An 18,208-nucleotide genomic window follows, 5' to 3' on the forward strand; every position below is an offset into this window, starting at 1 on the left:
GTTGACCACACCCCTGATCGAACTCAAGAACATCCGCAAGTCCTACGGCGGCGGCGACAGCCCGCAAGTCGACGTGTTGCGCGGCATCGACCTGTCGATCCATGCCGGGGAATTCGTCGCCATCGTTGGCGCCTCGGGCTCCGGCAAGTCCACGTTGATGAACATCCTTGGCTGCCTCGACCGTCCAAGCACAGGCGACTACCTGTTCGCCGGGGAAAACGTCGCCCACTTGGACAGCGACGAACTCGCCTGGCTGCGCCGCGAAGCCTTCGGCTTCGTGTTCCAGGGCTACCACCTGATCCCTTCCGGCTCGGCCCAGGAAAACGTCGAGATGCCGGCGATCTATGCCGGTATCAGCGCCGCCGAGCGCCATGCCCGCGCCCATGCCCTGCTCACCCGCCTGGGCCTGGCTGAGCGCACCGGCAACCGTCCACACCAGCTTTCCGGCGGTCAGCAACAGCGGGTCTCCATCGCCCGCGCGTTGATGAACGGCGGGCATATCATCCTCGCCGACGAACCCACCGGCGCCCTCGACAGCCACAGCGGCGCCGAGGTCATGACCCTGCTCGACGAACTCGCCAGCCAAGGCCACGTGGTGATCCTGATTACCCACGACCGCGAAGTGGCGGCGCGGGCCAACCGCATCATCGAGATTCGCGATGGCCTGATCATCAGCGATTCGGCCGACGGCAACGACGTTGCACCGGCATTGGCGAACGGCGCCCTGCAAGCCGTGGACCTGCGCCAGCGCCTGGCCGACGGCGCCGAGCACAATGGCGCGTGGAAAGCCGAGCTGGTAGACGCGGTGCAAGCCGCCTGGCGGGTGATGTGGATCAACCGCTTCCGCACCGCGCTGACCCTGCTGGGGATCATTATCGGCGTAGCCTCGGTGGTGGTGATGCTGGCGGTGGGCGAAGGCAGCAAGCGCCAGGTCATGGCGCAAATGGGCGCGTTCGGCTCCAACATCATTTACCTCAGTGGCTCGTCGCCGAACCCGCGTACGCCGCTGGGCATTGTCACCCTCGATGACGTCCACGCGCTGGCGGCCCTGCCCCAGGTCCAGCGCATCATGCCGGTCAACGGCAGCGAAGCCGGGGTGCGTTACGGCAACGTGGACTACATGGCCTACGTGGGCGGCAATGACACCAATTTCCCGGAGATTTTCAATTGGCCGGTGGTCGAGGGCAGTTACTTCACGGCCGCCGACGAGCGCGCCGCCGCCACCGTGGCGGTGATCGGCCATCGCGTGCGCGAGAAGCTGTTCAAGGGCGAGGTCAACCCGATCGGCCAGTACATCCTGATTGAAAACGTGCCGTTCCAGGTGATCGGTGTGCTGGCGGAAAAAGGTGCCGCCTCCGGCAACAAGGACAGTGACGACCGCGTCGCCATCCCTTACACCGCCGCCAGCGTGCGCCTGTTCGGCAGCTACAACCCCGAGTATGTGGTGATCGCGGCGGCAGATGCGCGCAAGGTCCACGAAGCCGAGGTCGCCATTGATCAGTTGATGCAAAAACTGCACAACGGCAAGCGCGACTACGAGCTGACCAACAACGCCGCGATGATCCAGGCCGAGGCCCGCACGCAGAACACGCTGTCATTGATGCTCGGTTCGATTGCGGCGATTTCCCTGTTGGTGGGCGGCATCGGCGTGATGAACATCATGTTGATGACCGTGCGCGAACGCACCCGTGAAATCGGCATCCGCATGGCCACCGGCGCACGCCAGCGCGACATCCTGCGCCAGTTCCTCACGGAAGCGGTGATGCTCTCGGTGGTCGGCGGTTTGTGTGGCATCGCCCTCGCCTTGTTGGTCGGCGGCGTGTTGGTACTGGCCAAGGTGGCGGTGCAGTTCTCCCTCTTGGCGGTGTTTGGCGCATTTGGTTGCGCACTCGTCACCGGCGTCGTATTCGGCTTCATGCCGGCCCGTAAAGCTGCCCGGCTCGATCCGGTTAAGGCGTTGACCAGTGAATAAACAGTCCTTCTACCTGCCTGCCTTGTGCGTGCTACTCAGCGCCTGCACCGGCAACCCGCCCGCGCTCGACAGCGGGATTGCAGCGCCTGCCGCCTGGCAATTTGCCGAACGCGACGCTGCCCAAGCCACCAACCAGCAATGGTGGACGCAGTTTGGCAGCCCGCAGCTCAACCGTCTGGTCGAACAGGCCCGGCGTGACAGTTTCGACGTGGCCGCCGCCACCGCGCGCGTGCGCCAGGCCCAAGCCAGTGCAGTGATTGCCGGCGCGCCGCTGTTGCCGGAAGTGAAGCTCAACCTCACCACCAGCCGCCAGAAGCTGTTGCGTGGCCCGGGTGGACCGGACCTTGACGCAACGCAAAGCGATGACGCCGTCGACAACTTTGGCGCCAACCTCAGCGCCAGCTACGAAGTGGACTTCTGGGGTGGCCGCGCCGCTGCCCGCGACAGCGCCCTGCATAGCCTGCGCGCCAGCGAATTTGACCAGGCCACCGTGGAGCTGACCTTGCTCAGCAGCGTGGCCGACCGCTACGCGCAAACCCTGGCCGCGCAGCAGCGCCAGCAAATCGCCGAGCTGAACCTGGCCAATGCGCGCAACGTGCTCGACCTGGTGCAGACCCGCTATGACGCCGGCTCCGCCACCGCCCTGGAACTGGCCCAGCAAAAAAGCCTGGTGGCCAGCCAGCAACGCCAACTGCCGCTGATCCAGCAACTGGCCGAAGAGTCGCGGATCACGCTGGCCGCCCTCCTCGGCCAACCGGTCCAGACGTTGGATCTGGGCGCAGAGCCATTCCAGGCACTCACTTGGCCAACGATCGGTGCCGGTATGCCGAGCCAATTGCTCAGCCGCCGTCCTGATATCGCCAAGGCCGAGGCGCAGTTGGCGGCCGCACAGGCCGACGTCACCGTGGCCCGCGCGGCCATGCTGCCCGCCATCACCCTCGGCGCAACCCTGGGCTCCGACGCCTACAAGGCCGTGGATGTCCTGCGCAGCCCCTACTACACGCTGACCGCCGGGCTGGTGGCGCCGATCTTCAACAACGGCCGTTTAAGTGCTGAACGCGACAAGGCCCGCGCGCGCCAGGATGAACTGCTGCAAACCTATCGCGGTGCGATCATCAACGGCTTTGCCGACGTAGAAAAAGCCCTCAGCAGCATCACGCGTCTCGACCAGCAGCGCGAATGGCAAAGCGAAGAACTGCAACAGGCCCAGACCGCCTTCCAGATCGCTGAAAGCCGCTACCAGGCTGGCGCCGAAGACCTGCTCACGGTACTGGAAACCCAACGCACCCTGTACGCGGCCCAGGACCAGAATGTGCAACTGCGGCTGTCGCGCCTGCAGGCCAGCATCGCGTTGTACAAGGCGTTGGGCGGCGGCTGGCAGACACAGATCCGATAAACAAAACTCCGCTTTCGTACATCAGCTGTCTTCTCGCCCTACATTCTTCGACCAAAGGTCCTTGGTAAAAAAACCGCTCTCACACGGTTGCCCAGGACCTCTTGATGACTGTCGCAAAATACCTGACGTGCGCCTGTCTCTGGGTAACAGCCAGTGCTGCCCAAGAACTGATTCCCCCCACCGCCATTGATTGGCTGCTGGATTGCCCACTGCCCACCGTTGAACGCCTGGACCCTGAAGTGCTGCAACGCACCCAATGCGGGGTCGTGAGCGTGCCGCGCAATTACGCCGCGCCTCGGCAAGGCAATCTGCGTCTCTACCTGACCCGCGTCGGCGCCCGTGACCCGCTGAACCGCGAAGGCGTGGTGTTCGCCCAAGCTGGCGATACCCCCAAAAGGAACCAGGGCGGCACCTTTGTCATTCACCTGACCAGCCTCTGGGGCTCCTACTCCAACCCGGCGTATCGCACGCTGGTCAACCGCTACGACGTCATCGAACTCAGCCCCCGCGACCTCGGCAACGACAATGGCGTCGAACAGGCCGCCCAGGACCTGGAGTTTGTCCGCACCCAACTGGGCGACGCCCAACTGCTCTACCTGGGCAATGCCGATGCGGCCCGCCTGGGCAACCGGTACGCGGCGCTGTTTCCCGAACGGGTGGCGCGCATGGTGCTGGTCAATGCGCAGCCGTCTGAATCGGCAGCGCCCCAGGTCGAACAATTACGCTTGAAAGAAACGGCCAAACAGGATGCCAGCAGCTGCATCAACCGCTGGGTGGGCGACTTCCTGGTCTTCGGCAAGCAGCCTCCGCCATCCACACGTTGCCTGGATTCGGGCAAGGTGAGTAACCATCCGATTGCGACCTGTTGCCATCGAAAACGACACCCGCCGTTGACGCTGCATCCCGATCGTTATTAAGTGCTATTAATCCGCATTAATACGATAAATCGAACTTATGCTAAGCCGCCCGCTACGACGCAAACGCCAGAAGCTGTCCGATGTGATTGTCGAGTCGGTCAAGCGCTCCATCGTCACCGACGCCTTGAAGCCCGGCGACCGCCTGCCCACCGAACGCGAGCTGATGGAAAGCTTCCAGTGCTCCAAAGGTTCGGCCCGCGAAGCGCTCAAGGCGCTGGAAGTGGAAGGCCTGGTGAGCACACGCACCGGGCCCAGCGGCGGCGCCTACCTGAACCAGGCGGGCACCGAACCGGCCAGCCGCGCGTTGCGCAACTACCTGCACTTCCAGCATCTGGACGGCGAACAGGTGTACCAACTGCGCAAAGTCATCGAAGTGGAACTGGCGGTATCGGTGCTCGGGCGCTTGAGCGAAGAGGACTACCAGGCCCTGCAAGACAACGTGGATTTTTGCAGCGCCCCCGAAGACAGTGAAGCCGGCCAGCGTGAACAGCGCCTGGCGGAGCTGGAGTTCCATAACCTGCTGGCCAAGGCCTGCCCCAACCCGTTGCTGAGTTTCATGGCGCAGTTCCTCAACGATCTGCTGCGCGACCTGGTGGTGCTGAAAAAAGCCTACAAGCCCAAGCGCAAGCAGTTCGACGCCGCCAACCTCGACTATCACAAGCAGTTGCTGATCGCCTTTCGTGCCGGGGATGAAAGCGCGGTGCGCAGCTTGATGCATGAACACATGTGCGATGCCGAACACCACATGACCGCCCTTGAAGGCCAGGTCAGCCCGCACTTTTTGCTGGAGTTCGATCACACCCACTGACAGCCCCCCCTCCAATAACAGGCCTGCCCACAGGCCCTTGCTCCACCGTATCGCCATTGCCACTCCTGCCAATAACTAAACCAGGGAGTCACCCCATGCAGCGTCGTACGTTGTTGAAAGCCAGTCTTACCGCAGCCGCCGCCCTCAGCCTCCCGCTGAGCATCCGGTCTGCATTCGCCGCCGAGCCCTTTACCTTTTACGGCCTAAAGTCCATGTCTGGCGCCTTTGCCAGCTATGGCAAGTTTGCCGACATGGGTTCGCGCCTGGCGGTGGAACAGCACCCCGAGCTACTCGGCCGCCCACTGAACTACAAGGTGATCGACACCGAGGGCAATGCCGGCAAGGCCGTGCGCAAGGTGCAGGAAGCCATCCAGCAGGATGGCGCGCGGTTCTTCCAGGGCTGCACCCTGTCGTCCTCGGCACTGGCGGTGGCCAAGGAAGTGGACAAGGTCGGCGGTGTGTTCATGACCCCGGTGGGCGCCGATGAAGTCACCGGCAAGGACTGCAACAAGGCAACCTTCCGCTGGTCGGTGCCTACCTACGGCGCGATCCGCGAAACCATGGTGCCGCTGATCAAGCTGCTGCCGGACGCCAAGCGCTGGTACACCATCACCCCGCAATACGTGTTCGGCGAAGCGCTGCTCGAAGGCGCGAAGAATGTGCTCAAGGAAAACGGCCTGGAACACATCGGCAACAGCTACCACTCGTTGCAGGAGCAGGAGTTTTCCGGCTACCTGACCAACGCCATCGCCGCCAAACCCGATGTGCTGGTGCTGCTCAACTTCGGCAGCCAGTCGTCCAACACCCTGCGCCAAGCGGTGAACTTCGGTATCAAGGAACGTATGAAAGTTCTGTTGGTGTGGTCCGCCGGCCTCGACCAGTTCCAGGAACTGGGCAGCGACGTGCTGGAAGGCGTGTATCTCGGCGCGCAGTACTGGCACCAGGTCGACACCCCGCTCAACCGTGAACTGGTCAAGCTCACCCAAGCCAAATACGGCATCAACCCTACCTACCCGCTGGCCGCCGATTACATCAGCACCAAGGTCATGCTCGAAGCCATTATTTCTACCGGCAGCTTCGACGGGCCGACCGTGGCCAAGGCTCTGCAAGGCCTGAGCTACGAAGGGCCCACCGGCAAGGAATCGATCCGCGCCGGCGACCACCAGGTGATCAAGGATTACTACCTGCTGATCGGCAAGGCCACCGCCGACATGGCCGACAAGGATGACCTGGCCAAGGTGCTCAGGGCCGGCCAGTCGTTCCCGCCGGTGGAAGCCACGGGCTGCACGCTCGGCTGATCCCCCTGAATTTGGTAGCGCAGGGCCGTGCAAGCGGCTTCCTGCAGAGGGTTCCTGCATGCTTAATCTTTACCTGTTCCAGATCCTCAACGGCCTTGGGCTGGGGATGATCTACTTCCTGATCGCGGTCGGGCTGACGATCATTTTCGGCCTGCTCAACTTCGTCAACTTCGCCCACGGCGCGTTTTTCCTGCTGGGTGCCTACATCTGCTACACCGCCGTGAGCCTCACCGGCAACTTCTGGCTGGCGTTGCTGATTGCGCCGCTGGTGGTGGCCGCGCTGGCCTGGGCCATCGAACGGTTGTTGATCCAGCGCATCTATCACTTACCGCACATGTTCCAGATCCTGGTGACCTTGGGGATCGCGCTGATCATCCAGGAGGCCAGCGTGATGATCTGGGGCCCGGTCGGCAAAAGCGTCGCCGTGCCGGAACTACTGCGCGGCGTGCTGGTGGTGGGTGACTTCGTCTACCCCTACTACCGCCTCTTTCTCATCGTGTTTTCCGGGCTGGTCGGCCTGGGCCTGTGGCTGCTGCTGGAACGCACGCGTTTCGGCGCCCTGGTGCGGGCCGGCAGTGAAAGCACCGAAACCGTGTCGCTGCTGGGCACCAACATCTTCCGGCTGTTCTCCATGACCTTCGCCCTCGGCGTGGCCCTGGCCGGTGTCGCGGGCGTGCTGTTCGCCCCGTTGCGCGGCGCGCAGCCCTTTGTCGGCCCGGAAATTCTCGGCGTGGCCTTCGTGGTGGTGGTGATCGGCGGCATGGGCTCGTTCAGCGGTGCGCTGGTCGGCGGTTTGCTGGTGGGCGTGGTGCAAAGCCTGATGACCACACTCTGGCCCCAGGGCGCGAGCTTGATGATCTACGGCGCCATGGCCGTGGTGATTCTGGTCCGTCCCTACGGCCTGTTTGGGAGAGCCTGACATGAGCGAGAAAAATCCCCTACCGTTTGCCAAGACGCAATCGCGCGCGATGTTGCTGTGGGTGTTGGCGGTGCTGATCGGCCTGCCCTTGATACTGCCGTCGGCGACCCTGGCCACCGAGATCCTGATCTTTGCCATGGCGGCCCTGGCCTGCAACCTGCTGCTGGGCTACACCGGCCTGCTCTCCTTCGGCCAAGGCATCTTCTTCGGGGCCGGCGCGTATTGCGCGGCGTTGCTAATGATCCATCTGCAATTAGGCCTGTTCACCGCGTTGCTCGGTGCCGCCGTGGCCGGTGGTTTCCTGGCGTTGCTGGTGGGCGCCCTGGCCATCCGTCGCACCGGCATCTACTTCGTGATGCTGACCCTGGCGTTCAGCCAGATGGCCTACTTTGTCGCCTACACCCTCAGCGACTGGACCGGTGGCGACAACGGCCTGCTCAGTGTGCCGCGCCCGGAGATCCGCATAGGTGAAACCGTGCTGCTGTCACTGGCCGACGCCCGCGCCTTTTACGGCTTTGTCGCGGTGCTGTTCCTGTTGATCTTCATCGGCGCCCGCCGGGTGATCGCCTCGCCGTTCGGCAGCACCTTGATGGCGATCCGCGAAAACGAAACCCGCGCCTCGGCCATCGGCTACGACACGCGGCACTTCAAGATCCTAGTGTTTGTGCTGTCCGGCGCCGTTACCGGGATTGCCGGCGCGCTGTACGCCATGCTGCTGCACTTTGTGCCGCTGTCGAATATCGACCTGGCGATGTCCGAGAACATCCTGATCATGACCATTGTCGGCGGCACCGGCTCATTGTTCGGCTCGCTGCTCGGCGCTGGCTCCATCGTGCTGCTCGGGGATTTCCTCTCCGACCTGTGGCCGCGCTGGCTGATGCTGCTGGGGGTGATTTTGATCCTGGTGGTGATCTTCATGCGCGGTGGTTTGTGGGGCGGCCTGGCGTCGCTGTTCGAAAAGGTACGCGGCCATCGCAACACGGCCGCTGTCGCCAAGGAGGAAGGGCTATGAGCATTCTGCTGGAAACCAGAGACCTGGAACTGGCCTATGGCGCGTTCCACGCGGTGAACGGCGTGAACCTCAAGGTCGAGGCCGGCACCATCCACACCATCATCGGCCCTAACGGCGCGGGCAAGACCAGCCTGTTCCACTGCCTCACGGGCGAACGCCAGGCCACCGCCGGGGCGATTCACTTCGACGGCAGGAACCTGATGCGCAAGCCTGCTCACGGCCGCGTCGGCCTGGGTATGGCGCGCTCGTTCCAGCTCACCAGCCTGTTCCAGAACCTCAGCGTGCGCGAAAACCTGCGCCTGGCCGCCCAAGGCCGTGACGGCGCGCTCGCGTTGAATTTCTGGCGCCGCGTCGACAGCAAGCGCGAACACCTGGAGATGGCCGACCAGGTGCTGGAACGCCTGCAACTCACCGCCCGCGCCAACACCCTGGCCGGTGAGTTGTCCCACGGCCAGCAGCGGGTGCTGGAGGTGGGCATGTCGATCTGTTCCAAGCCGAAACTGTTGATGCTCGACGAGCCCACCTCGGGCATGGGCATCGATGACATCCCGATCATGACCCAGTTGATCAGCGACCTCGGCCGCGACCACACGGTGCTGCTGATCGAACACAACATGAGTATTGTCATGTCCATCAGCCAACGCATCACGGTGATGAGCCACGGCCAGATCCTGGTGGAAGGCACGCCCGAATCCGTGCGCGCCGATGAACGCGTGCGCACCGCTTACCTTGGGGAGGCTGCCTGATGCTGATCGTCGAGAACATCCATTCCTACTACGACAAGAGCCATGTGCTGGAAGGTGTGTCGCTGACCGTCAACCCTGGCGAACTGGTGACGCTGCTGGGTCGCAATGGCGCTGGCAAGACCACCACCTTGCGCAGCATCCTCGGCATCATCTGCCCGCGCCAGGGCCAGATCCATTTCAACGGCCAGGCATTGGTGGGCCAGAAGATCTTCGAAATTGCCCGCCAGGGCCTGGCACTGGTGCCGGAGAACCGTGGGATTTTCCGCCTGCTTACCGTCGAAGAAAACCTGCGCATCGCCGCACGCAAGACCAGCCGCTGGCAGCTCGAAGACGTGTACGCCATGTTCCCGCGCCTCAAGGAACGCCGCAAAAACGCTGGCCACGCGTTGTCCGGCGGCGAGCAGCAGATGCTCGCCATCGCCCGTGCCCTGCTCAACGATCCCAAGCTATTGATCCTCGATGAACCCACCGAAGGCCTGGCACCGGTGATCGTCGACGAGTTGGTGAAGATCCTGCGCAAGGTCAAGGACGACGGCCTGCCAGTGTTGCTGGTGGAACAGAACCTGATGGTCTGCGACAAGCTCGCCGACCGCCATTACGTGCTCGAACAGGGCCGCGTGGTCTACGAGGGCAGCGCCGAAGCCTTCCGCGCCGACCCGACCATCAAAAACCGTTACCTGGCCCTGAGTGCCTGACCGGAGACTGCTGATGAATAGTTTTGCGCAACCGCTCAAGAGCAACGCCCCGCTGATCAACCGCGACCGCCTGTGGCAATCCTTGATGGACCTGGCCCAGCTCGGCGCCACCGTCAAAGGCGGCGTATGTCGCCTGGCCCTCACCGACCTCGACCGCCAGGCCCGCGACCTGTTTGTGCAATGGTGCGAGGCCGCCGGGTGCAGCGTCACGGTCGACGCTATCGGCAATATCTTTGCGCGCCGCGCCGGGCGCAATCCGGCCCTGCCCCCGGTGATGACCGGCAGCCATATCGACACCCAACCCACGGGCGGCAAGTTCGACGGCTGTTATGGGGTAATGGCCGGACTGGAAGTGATCCGCACCCTGAATGATTTGAACATCGAAACCCAAGCGCCGATTGAAGTGGTGGTGTGGACCAACGAAGAAGGCTCGCGTTTTCCGCCGTGCATGATGGGTTCCGGGGTGTTTGCCGGTAAGTTCGATTTGCAGGACACCCTCGACAAAGTCGATGACCAGGGCCTGTCGGTGGGCGCCGAATTGCAACGCATTGGGTATGCCGGCTCCCGCGCCGTGCTCGGCCACCCGGTCGGCGCTTACTTCGAAGCACATATCGAACAGGGCCCGGTGCTGGAAGACCAGGCCACTACCATCGGCGTGGTCATGGGCTGCCTGGGCCAGAAGTGGTTCGACCTGACCTTCACCGGCGTCGAAGCCCACGCCGGCCCGACGCCGATGCACCTGCGCAAGGACGCCCTGGTCGGCGCTGCCGAGGTGGTCAGCGCGGTCAACCGCATCGCCCACCAACAGCAACCCCACGCCTGCGGCACGGTCGGTTGCCTGAGCCTGCACCCCGGTTCGCGCAACGTGATTCCCGGCCAGGTGCACATGACCCTCGACCTGCGTCACCTGCATGCAGACAAACTACACGCCATGGTCGATGAAGTGCGCGGCGTGATCGAAGCCACCGCCGCCAGGCACGGGTTGGCGTATGAACTGACGCCAACCGCCGACTTCCCACCGCTGGACTTCGCCCCAGCCTGCGTCAACGCAGTACGAGAAGGCGCCGAAGCCTTGGGCTTGAGCCATATGGACATCGTCAGCGGTGCCGGCCACGACGCGATTTTCGTCGCTGAACTGGGTCCGGCCGGGATGATCTTTGTGCCCTGCGAAGGCGGCATCAGCCATAACGAAATCGAAAACGCCGCGCCGGATGACCTGGCAGCGGGCTGCGCGGTATTGCTGCGCGCCATGGTCAATGCGGCGCAGGGGGAAATCGCATGAGTGAGATCGGCCAACTGACGGCGGTGCAACTGCTGCAGCATTTTCGCGACAAGACCTTGTCGCCGGTGGAAGTCACCGAGGATGCCCTGCTGCGTATCGAACGCTTCAATCCGGTGGTGAATGCCTATTGCCACGTGGACCCGCAAGGCGCGCTGAACGCCGCGCGCGCCTCGGAACAACGCTGGCTCAACGGCCAGCCCTGCGGCCCGTTGGACGGCGTGCCCTCTTCGATCAAGGACCTGACGCTGACCATCGGCATGCCGACCCGCAAGGGCTCACGCACCTCATCCGCCGAGGGGCCGTGGGACATCGACGCGCCCTTCCCGGCCTTTATGCGCAAGGCCGGTGCGGTACTGTTGGGCAAAACCACCACCCCGGAATTCGGCTGGAAAGGCGTCACCGACAACCCGTTGTATGGCATCACCCGAAACCCCTGGGACACCCGTACCACGGCAGGCGGTTCGTCCGGCGGCGCGGGCGCGGCGGCGGCGTTGAACCTGGGCGTGCTGCACCAGGGCAGCGATGCGGGCGGTTCGATCCGGATTCCCTGTGCGTTTACTGGCACTTTTGGCATTAAGCCGACCTTCGGTTATGTACCGCAATGGCCGGCCAGTTCCATGACCATCCTGTCGCACCTGGGGCCGATGACCCGTACGGTGGAAGACAGCGTCTTGATGCTGCAAACCATCGCCCAGCCGGACGCACGGGATGGCTTGATCGGTGCTCCACGCACCACACCATGGTTGACGCCGGGTACGGATTTGAAAGGGTTGCGCGTGGCCTACAGTCCGAACTTCGGTTACGTAGAGGTCGACCCACAAGTGGCCAAAGTGGTGGCGGACGCGGTGCGAGGCCTGGAACAACTGGGCGCCCACGTCGAGCAGATCGACCCCGGTTTCAGTGACCCACTGGACGTCTTCAGCACCCTATGGGCAGCCGGCGCGGCACGCCTGACCGGCGCCATGAGCGAGACACAAAAACAACTGCTCGACCCCGGCCTGCTGCGCATCGCCCAACGCGGCGAACGCTTGAGCCTGGACGACTTCAACGCAGCCCTTGAAGCCCGCGCCGCACTGGTGGCACGCATGGCGGCGTTTCATGAACACTACGATGTGCTGGTGTCGCCGATGATGCCGATCACGGCATTCGAGGCCGGGCACAACGTACCACCCAGCTCCGGTTTACAGGAGTGGACACAATGGACGCAATTCACCTACCCCTTCAACCTGACCCAGCAACCGGCGGCATCGGTGCCGTGTGGGTTGGCGGCAAATGGCTTACCCGTGGGGTTGCATGTAGTAGGCGCACGATTTGCCGACGAGCAGGTGTTGCGGGTGTGCCAGGTATATGCAAAAGCATTCCCCACAAAGCACTTACAAGCCCCAATCACCAAACCCCTGTAGACCCCGCCAACCACGATGCGAAGCGAGCCGCTCTTGATCTTGATCTCAGGCGCCCCGTCAAACACGCTGGCCGGAATTCGGCAGGGATTTGGGGGGTAAACCGGCAGGGATGCCGGTTTAGCCGCCCCGCGCCATGGATGGCGCGTGGCGGCGGCCCCCCAAATACCTGTCGGATTACGGGCACACCGAGCCTAGGCGAGGTGCCGAGTGTTGGGGCAAGAGCCCTTTGGTTACTTTGGGGCTTTTCCAAAGTGACCCGCCGTAAGGGCGGAACCAATAGCCGCCGTTACCGCAGCAATGGATATGTACTCCGTCTGATCCAACATCCTGGTCGCCTGTCAGGCCGCCTTCGCAGGCAAGCCAGCTCCCACATTTGGATCGCAGGGCTACAGTTAGATAGCAGTCGCCAGCCGCAGGGATAAGCCAGCTCCCACAGTTTCAACCACATTCCATTACACTGTCCCCCATTCATTCCCAGGGGCCTTCATGGACATCGAACTGGCACGCACCTTCCTCGAAATCACCCGCTGCGGCAGCCTGGCCGCAGCAGCCGAGAAACTGCACGTCACCCAGACCGCCATCACCGCACGGGTCAAGAGCCTCGAAAGCCAACTAGGCAGCACACTGTTCGTGCGCAACCGCGCAGGCGCCAGGCTGACCGCCGACGGCGAGGCCTTCGTGGTATACGCCAACCAATTGCTGCAAACCTGGGAAGCCGCAAAACGCGACCTGCCGCTGCCGGACGGTTATCGCAACGTGCTGCACATCGGCGGCGAAGTCAGCCTGTGCAACCCGTTGATGCTCGGCTGGGCCCAAGCGTTACGCCAACACATCCCCGGCCATGCCCTGCGCACCGAAGTGCGCGAAGGCGACTACCTGTTGCGCCAGCTGGAACTGGGCGTACTCGACGCTGCATTGGTGTTCCAGCCGCAATATTGGCCAGGCTTGCAGGTGGAACAGGTGCTGGAAGAAAAACTGATCCTGGTGCAACTGGTGAGCAACCCAGCGCCCTACGTGTATATCGATTGGGGACCAGGCTTTCGCCAGCAACACGACGCTGCCCTTCCCGACAAGGCCCGTGCCGCATTGAGTTTCAACCTGGGCCCGCTGGCGTTGCAATACATCCTGGAGAACGGCGGCGCCGGTTATTTCCGCACCCGCGTGGTACAGAGTTACCTGGACAGCGGCGTGATGCAGCGTGTGCCCAAGGCACCGGAGTTCAGCTTCCCGACGTACCTGGTGTACTCACGGGCGCGGGATTCGGCGGTGTTGCAGCAGGCGCTGGGGTTGCTACGTGAAGTGGTCAAGGCCGAAAGCGACTGGTCGCAGCGTTGGGACCCACTGATTTGAAGCAACAATCTGCACCGCGCATGCTAGCCTGCGGGTGTTTCCTATTGCAGCCTGACCGATGAACAAGAAGAAGTCCGTCACCATCAGCGACATCGCCAAGCGGGTCGGCATGACCACCATCACGGTGTCCCGCGCACTGAGCAAACCCGACCTGGTCAAACCGGCCACCCTGGCGCGCATCCTCGAAGTGGCGCGGGAGATGGACTACGTGCCCAACGCCTTCGCGCGCGGGCTCAAGCGCAGTGAAAGCCTGATCATCGGCGTGATCACCGCGTCGGTGGACAACCCGTTCTACAGCGAAATGATCAAGGCGATTTCCCGCGAGGCCAAACAGCATGGCTACACCATCATGCTGGTGGACACCGATGAGCTGGAAGAGCTGGAAAGCAAGGCCGTGGACACCCTGTTGGGCTACCGCGTGGCGGGGATCATCCTATCGCCGGTCTCGGATGAACCGAGCTATCAGCCCGACTACCTCGAACGCCTGGGCAACGGCAAAACCCCAGTGGTGCTGCTCGATCGCACAATCCACGACAGCCCGTTCAGCCGCGTGGTGCTCGACAACTACCACAGTGGCATCCAGGCCGCGCATTACCTGCTGCGCCAGACCCCGAACCTCAAGCGCTTGCTGGTGCTGACCGGCCCCGAGCACTCACGCATCACCGTCGAACGGCTCAAGGGCCTGCTCGAAGTGCTGGCCGAGCACCCGCAGGTGCAGGTCGAAGTGCAGGCCGGCGACTACACGCTGATGCCGTCCTACCTGCACACCCTCGACTACCTGGCCGAACACTCGGCGCCGGACGCGATCATGGGCTTCAACCAGTTGATCACCCTCGGCGCTCTACGCGCACTGCGCATGCACAACATCGCCCATGACAGCCTGACCATCTGCGGCATCGACCGCCTGCCCTTCGCCGACATTTTCGGCGTGCCCATCGCCTGCGTGGCCCACGATGCGTCCCTGGCCGGCAGCAGCGCGGTGCGCCTGTTGCTCGACCGCCTGGAAGACCCGTTCAAGCCACGGGACAAAGTGGTGATCGCCGGTCAGTTGGAAAACGGTTAGCGGCTGGTGTAGCCGCCGTCGATGGGCAAGCTGACGCCGCTGATCATGCTGGCGGCGCGACTCAGCAGGAACAGCACCGGTAATGCCACTTCCACCGTTTCGGCAAAGCGCCCCAGGGGGATCGCCGCCAGCGCCGGGTCGCGCTTGGCCGGTTCGGACCAGGCCATGGCCGCCATCGGCGTGAGCGTCACCGTGGGGTTGACGCTGTTGACGCGAATCCCAAAACGCCCCCACTCGGCGCATTGCACGCGGGTGATTGCATCCAGCGCGGCCTTGGAGGCGCAGTAGCCGAGGTGATCGTCCAGGGCCACCAGCGAGGCCTGGCTGGAGACATTGACGATGCTACCGGCGATCTGTGCTTCGATCATTTTGGCCGCTACACGGCTGGCGACTTGCGCAGCGGCGCGGGCGTTGACCTGCATCACTTGGTCAAAAGCCTCGGCGCTGATGGCGGCAGCCGGCTCCAGGCGCGAGATGCCGGCGCAGTTGACCAGGCCATGCAGCGGCGGCAGGTCGTGCAGGGCCTTGTCGAGGGCGACGCTGTCGGCGATATCCAGGCAGAGGCTGTGGCAGCCGAGTTCGGCCAAGGCTTGGGCGTCGCGGCCGAGGGCAAAGACATCGGCGCCGCTGGCGATCAGTTGCACGGCAATTTCGCGGCCGATGCCGCTGCTGGCGCCGGTGACGAGGATGCGGTGGTGGGTGAAGTCGAACGCTGCGTTCATTCAGTTCTCCTGCAGGCTGTGCATGATCGGTTTCAGGGCGGGATACAGCTTCAGGTACTGAGCAAACGCCCGGTCATACGCCTCGACGTGTTCCGCCTTGGGCTCAGCCCGTAACTCCAGCTGCACCCAGCCCTTGTCCATCTCCCCATCACTCACCAACCCCACCGTGTGCGCCGCCAACAGCGCCGCCCCCAGCGCCGCTTCCACCTCTTGGACAATGGTGTACACCGGGTAGCGTGTGACATCCGCGATGATCTGCATCCACAGATCCGAATGGCTCGCCCCGCCCACCACGATCAAGCGTGGGTCCAGGGAATGCGCGCCACGGGTGCCCGCTTCGATGTTATGCCGCAGGGCAAAACTCACGCCTTCCAGCACGGCGCGATACAGGTGAATACGGCTGTGGTAGAGGTTCAAGCCGACAAAGCTGCCGCTGGCGCGGTCATCCCACACCGGGCTGCGCTCGCCCATCAAGTAAGGCAGGAACAACAGGCCTTCGCTGCCCGCCGGGATGTTCATCGCGCGCTGTTCCAGCAGCACCAGACTGTCCTGGCCGGTGGCCTTGGCTTGCTGTTCTTCGGCCTGGCAGAACTGCTCGCGAAACCAGCTGATCGACGCGCCTGCCGTGATCGCGCCGCCGAAGATGTACAGGTCGCGGTGGCCGTTGTAGACGTGGGGCATGCTCACCAAACCGTGATGGGCGTCCACCTGCTGGTTCAGGTAACCCCAGCACATGCTGGTGCCGATCATTGCCACGTGGTTGCCTGGCTGAGTCACACCCGCCGCCAAGGTTGCCATGGCCGCATCGACGCCACCGGCCAGAATCGGTGTGCCCGCCTGCAGGCCCAGGCGCGCCGCCCACTCCTCCAGCAACCCACCGACGGCTTCACCGGAATACACCAGGCGCTCTGGCATCATCGCCTGCGGTATGCCCAACGCATCGAGCATTTCGCCAGACCAGCCGCGCGCCTTCACGTCGTAGACGCCGCCGATATTGCCGGCGCTGCTATGGTCCACCGCCAACTCGCCGGTGAGGCACCAGTTGATGTAGCTGTTGGGCGGCAGCAGGTAGCGGGTCTTGGCCCACACCTCGGGCTGGTGCTGTTTGAGCCAAAGCATCTTGGTAAAGCCGTAGTAGCTGTCCACCGAGTTGCCGGTAATCGCGAACATCCGCTCCAGTTCAACCTGCTCGCGCACCCAGGCCACCTGCTCACCGGCGCGGCGGTCCATCCAGATCAGGCACGGGTGCAGCGGCGTGATGTGCGCATCCACCGCAATCCCCGAGCCGCCGTACAGGCTGCTGATGCAGAGCGCCTTGACCTGCTGCGCCGCCACGCCGGCCTTGGCCATGCACTGCGCCACACAGGCTTCGACGGCATCGAGCCAGACTTGCGGCCATTGTTCGGCCCAGCGCACTTTCGGGGTATCCACGCGATACCCCTGGCTGTGCTGGGCGATGATCGTGCCTTGACCATCCACCAGCAGCGCCTTGGTGCTCTGGGTTCCTATATCGACACCCATCACGTAGTTCATTTTCAGGCCACCGGCTTCAACAGCACCTTGATCGACTTAGTCGAATTGGCCAACGCGAAGGCCTCGGCAAAGTCGTCCAGCGGGAAGTCATGGGTGACGATGCCCTTGGAGGTGACCAGGCCGCGTTCGAACAGGTCGATGGCGATCGGGTAGCAATACGGGCCGAGGTGGGCGCCGCGTACGTCCAGCTCCTTGCGGTCGCCGATGATCGACCAGTCGACGCTGGTCTCGGCGCCAAACACGCTGAACTCGACAAAACGTCCGAGCTTGCGGATCAGGTCCAGGCCCTGGGTCACGCCCGCCGGCACGCCGGTGGTTTCGATGTAGACGTCGCAGCCATAGTTGTCGGTCAGGCCGTTGATGATTTCGCGGGCGTTGTCGCGCGACGGGTTGATCACCACATCGGCGCCGAATTTTTTCGCCAGTTCCAGGCGCTCGTCGACCATGTCGATCACCACCAGTTTCTTCGGGGTTTTCAACGCAGCGACCTGGACCATGCACAGGCCGAGGGTCCCGGCGCCGGCGATCACCACCACGTCGTCGAGCTGGATATCGCCACGGTTGACCGTATGGATTGAGCAGGCCATCGGTTCCACCAGCGCCGAGTCTTCCAGCGACACCGACTCGGGGATCTTGTGCACGATGGCGGTCTTAGGAATGCGCATGTACTGGGCCATGCCGCCTTCGGCGACTTCACGCTGGAAGCCGAAGATGTTGTGCACTTCGCACATCCAATACTTGCCCGACTTGCAGAAACGGCACTTGCCGCACGGCACGATCTGCTCGGCGATCACCTTGTCGCCTATGGCGACTTCGAAGTGCTCTTCGGCGCCCTCGCCCACTTCCACCACATAGCCAAAAAATTCGTGCCCCGGCACCACCGGCGCCTTGACCCACGGGTTGTCGCCGCCCCAGAACATTGCGGCGCCCGAGTGGCACTTGCAGTCACTGGCGCAGATGCCGCAGGCGGCGATGCGGATCACCAGTTCATTGGCGCGCGCCTGGGGTTTGCCGATGCGTTCCAGGCGATAGTCTTTCGGGCCGTGGCAGACGACGGCTTGCATGTCGGTGTGCTTGTCCATGGTGTCGGGT

General features: G+C 63.4%; 16 protein-coding genes. 13 read left to right on the forward strand and 3 right to left on the reverse strand.

The features are described from left to right. The first annotated feature begins 1 nt into the window (after window position 1). From AYR47_RS26575 to AYR47_RS26635, 13 genes are all read left to right on the forward strand, one after another. A complete protein-coding gene (locus tag AYR47_RS26575) occupies window positions 2-1,972 on the forward strand; it encodes a MacB family efflux pump subunit (RefSeq protein WP_033903281.1) in 1,971 nt (656 codons plus the stop codon). Then, window positions 1,965-3,368 carry an efflux transporter outer membrane subunit gene (locus tag AYR47_RS26580; protein ID WP_033903282.1) on the forward strand — a complete coding sequence of 468 codons (1,404 nt, stop codon included), beginning with the start codon at window positions 1,965-1,967 and terminating at the stop codon, window positions 3,366-3,368. Before AYR47_RS26575 ends, AYR47_RS26580 begins: the two co-directional genes overlap by 8 nt. 104 nt (window positions 3,369-3,472) lie before the next feature. Continuing rightward, a complete protein-coding gene (locus tag AYR47_RS26585) occupies window positions 3,473-4,285 on the forward strand; it encodes an alpha/beta fold hydrolase (protein WP_082781542.1) in 813 nt (270 codons plus the stop codon). Window positions 4,286-4,322: 37 nt separating this feature from the next. Continuing rightward, the gene (locus AYR47_RS26590) at window positions 4,323-5,093 is read left to right on the forward strand and encodes a FadR/GntR family transcriptional regulator (protein WP_033903284.1); all 771 of its coding nucleotides are present in this window, start codon (window positions 4,323-4,325) and stop codon (window positions 5,091-5,093) included. A gap of 95 nt (window positions 5,094-5,188) precedes the next feature. Next, window positions 5,189-6,391 (forward strand): ABC transporter substrate-binding protein, encoded by a 1,203-nt coding sequence (locus tag AYR47_RS26595; protein WP_061448973.1) that lies wholly within the window; start codon window positions 5,189-5,191, stop codon window positions 6,389-6,391. Window positions 6,392-6,449: 58 nt separating this feature from the next. After that, on the forward strand, window positions 6,450-7,310 hold the full coding sequence (locus AYR47_RS26600) for a branched-chain amino acid ABC transporter permease (protein WP_016974865.1): 861 nt from the start codon (window positions 6,450-6,452) through the stop codon (window positions 7,308-7,310). A gap of 1 nt (window position 7,311) precedes the next feature. Further along, the gene (locus tag AYR47_RS26605) at window positions 7,312-8,322 is read left to right on the forward strand and encodes a branched-chain amino acid ABC transporter permease (protein WP_061448974.1); all 1,011 of its coding nucleotides are present in this window, start codon (window positions 7,312-7,314) and stop codon (window positions 8,320-8,322) included. Further along, entirely contained in the window at window positions 8,319-9,068 is a 750-nt protein-coding gene (locus AYR47_RS26610; RefSeq protein ID WP_033903288.1) for an ABC transporter ATP-binding protein, read from the forward strand. Before AYR47_RS26605 ends, AYR47_RS26610 begins: the two co-directional genes overlap by 4 nt. Further along, on the forward strand, window positions 9,068-9,763 hold the full coding sequence (locus AYR47_RS26615) for an ABC transporter ATP-binding protein (RefSeq protein WP_028617000.1): 696 nt from the start codon (window positions 9,068-9,070) through the stop codon (window positions 9,761-9,763). The genes AYR47_RS26610 and AYR47_RS26615 overlap by 1 nt, the downstream gene beginning before the upstream one ends. 13 nt (window positions 9,764-9,776) lie before the next feature. Then, window positions 9,777-11,045: a Zn-dependent hydrolase gene (locus AYR47_RS26620; RefSeq protein ID WP_033903292.1), complete on the forward strand. Its 1,269-nt coding sequence runs from the start codon at window positions 9,777-9,779 to the stop codon at window positions 11,043-11,045. After that, complete coding sequence (locus tag AYR47_RS26625) at window positions 11,042-12,448, forward strand: amidase (RefSeq protein WP_061448975.1); 1,407 nt, start codon at window positions 11,042-11,044, stop codon at window positions 12,446-12,448. The genes AYR47_RS26620 and AYR47_RS26625 overlap by 4 nt, the downstream gene beginning before the upstream one ends. 486 nt (window positions 12,449-12,934) lie before the next feature. Beyond that, window positions 12,935-13,798: a LysR family transcriptional regulator gene (locus AYR47_RS26630; protein WP_016974860.1), complete on the forward strand. Its 864-nt coding sequence runs from the start codon at window positions 12,935-12,937 to the stop codon at window positions 13,796-13,798. Window positions 13,799-13,856: 58 nt separating this feature from the next. Beyond that, window positions 13,857-14,861, forward strand: coding sequence for a LacI family DNA-binding transcriptional regulator (locus tag AYR47_RS26635; RefSeq protein ID WP_061448976.1), 1,005 nt, complete (start codon window positions 13,857-13,859; stop codon window positions 14,859-14,861). On the opposite strand, the gene AYR47_RS26640 is transcribed toward AYR47_RS26635, so the two are convergent. Genes AYR47_RS26640 through AYR47_RS26650 form a run of 3 tightly spaced genes read right to left on the reverse strand, consistent with a single transcriptional unit; the run spans window position 14,858 to window position 18,198 of the window. Beyond that, window positions 14,858-15,583, reverse strand: a complete 726-nt coding sequence (locus tag AYR47_RS26640; protein WP_033903295.1) for an SDR family oxidoreductase — start codon at window positions 15,581-15,583, stop codon at window positions 14,858-14,860. The genes AYR47_RS26635 and AYR47_RS26640 overlap by 4 nt on opposite strands. Beyond that, the gene (locus tag AYR47_RS26645) at window positions 15,584-17,116 is read right to left on the reverse strand and encodes an FGGY-family carbohydrate kinase (RefSeq protein ID WP_061448977.1); all 1,533 of its coding nucleotides are present in this window, start codon (window positions 17,114-17,116) and stop codon (window positions 15,584-15,586) included. 2 nt (window positions 17,117-17,118) lie between these two features. Next, window positions 17,119-18,198 (reverse strand): alcohol dehydrogenase catalytic domain-containing protein, encoded by a 1,080-nt coding sequence (locus AYR47_RS26650; protein WP_061448978.1) that lies wholly within the window; start codon window positions 18,196-18,198, stop codon window positions 17,119-17,121. Window positions 18,199-18,208 lie beyond the last annotated feature (10 nt).

The organism is Pseudomonas azotoformans, assembly GCF_001579805.1.
Taxonomy (GTDB): domain Bacteria; phylum Pseudomonadota; class Gammaproteobacteria; order Pseudomonadales; family Pseudomonadaceae; genus Aquipseudomonas; species Aquipseudomonas azotoformans_A.

Excerpts from the sequence above, each read along its gene's own strand:
- AYR47_RS26585 (WP_082781542.1), top strand. The coding sequence starts at position 3,473 with ATGACTGTCGCAAAATACCTGACGTGCGCCTGTCTCTGGGTAACAGCC.
- AYR47_RS26590 (WP_033903284.1), top strand. The coding sequence starts at position 4,323 with ATGCTAAGCCGCCCGCTACGACGCAAACGCCAGAAGCTGTCCGATGTG.
- AYR47_RS26595 (WP_061448973.1), top strand. The coding sequence starts at position 5,189 with ATGCAGCGTCGTACGTTGTTGAAAGCCAGTCTTACCGCAGCCGCCGCC.
- AYR47_RS26600 (WP_016974865.1), top strand. The coding sequence starts at position 6,450 with ATGCTTAATCTTTACCTGTTCCAGATCCTCAACGGCCTTGGGCTGGGG.
- AYR47_RS26605 (WP_061448974.1), top strand. The coding sequence starts at position 7,312 with ATGAGCGAGAAAAATCCCCTACCGTTTGCCAAGACGCAATCGCGCGCG.
- AYR47_RS26610 (WP_033903288.1), top strand. The coding sequence starts at position 8,319 with ATGAGCATTCTGCTGGAAACCAGAGACCTGGAACTGGCCTATGGCGCG.
- AYR47_RS26615 (WP_028617000.1), top strand. The coding sequence starts at position 9,068 with ATGCTGATCGTCGAGAACATCCATTCCTACTACGACAAGAGCCATGTG.
- AYR47_RS26620 (WP_033903292.1), top strand. The coding sequence starts at position 9,777 with ATGAATAGTTTTGCGCAACCGCTCAAGAGCAACGCCCCGCTGATCAAC.
- AYR47_RS26625 (WP_061448975.1), top strand. The coding sequence starts at position 11,042 with ATGAGTGAGATCGGCCAACTGACGGCGGTGCAACTGCTGCAGCATTTT.
- AYR47_RS26630 (WP_016974860.1), top strand. The coding sequence starts at position 12,935 with ATGGACATCGAACTGGCACGCACCTTCCTCGAAATCACCCGCTGCGGC.
- AYR47_RS26635 (WP_061448976.1), top strand. The coding sequence starts at position 13,857 with ATGAACAAGAAGAAGTCCGTCACCATCAGCGACATCGCCAAGCGGGTC.
- AYR47_RS26640 (WP_033903295.1), bottom strand. The coding sequence starts at position 15,583 with ATGAACGCAGCGTTCGACTTCACCCACCACCGCATCCTCGTCACCGGC.
- AYR47_RS26645 (WP_061448977.1), bottom strand. The coding sequence starts at position 17,116 with ATGAACTACGTGATGGGTGTCGATATAGGAACCCAGAGCACCAAGGCG.
- AYR47_RS26650 (WP_061448978.1), bottom strand. The coding sequence starts at position 18,198 with ATGGACAAGCACACCGACATGCAAGCCGTCGTCTGCCACGGCCCGAAA.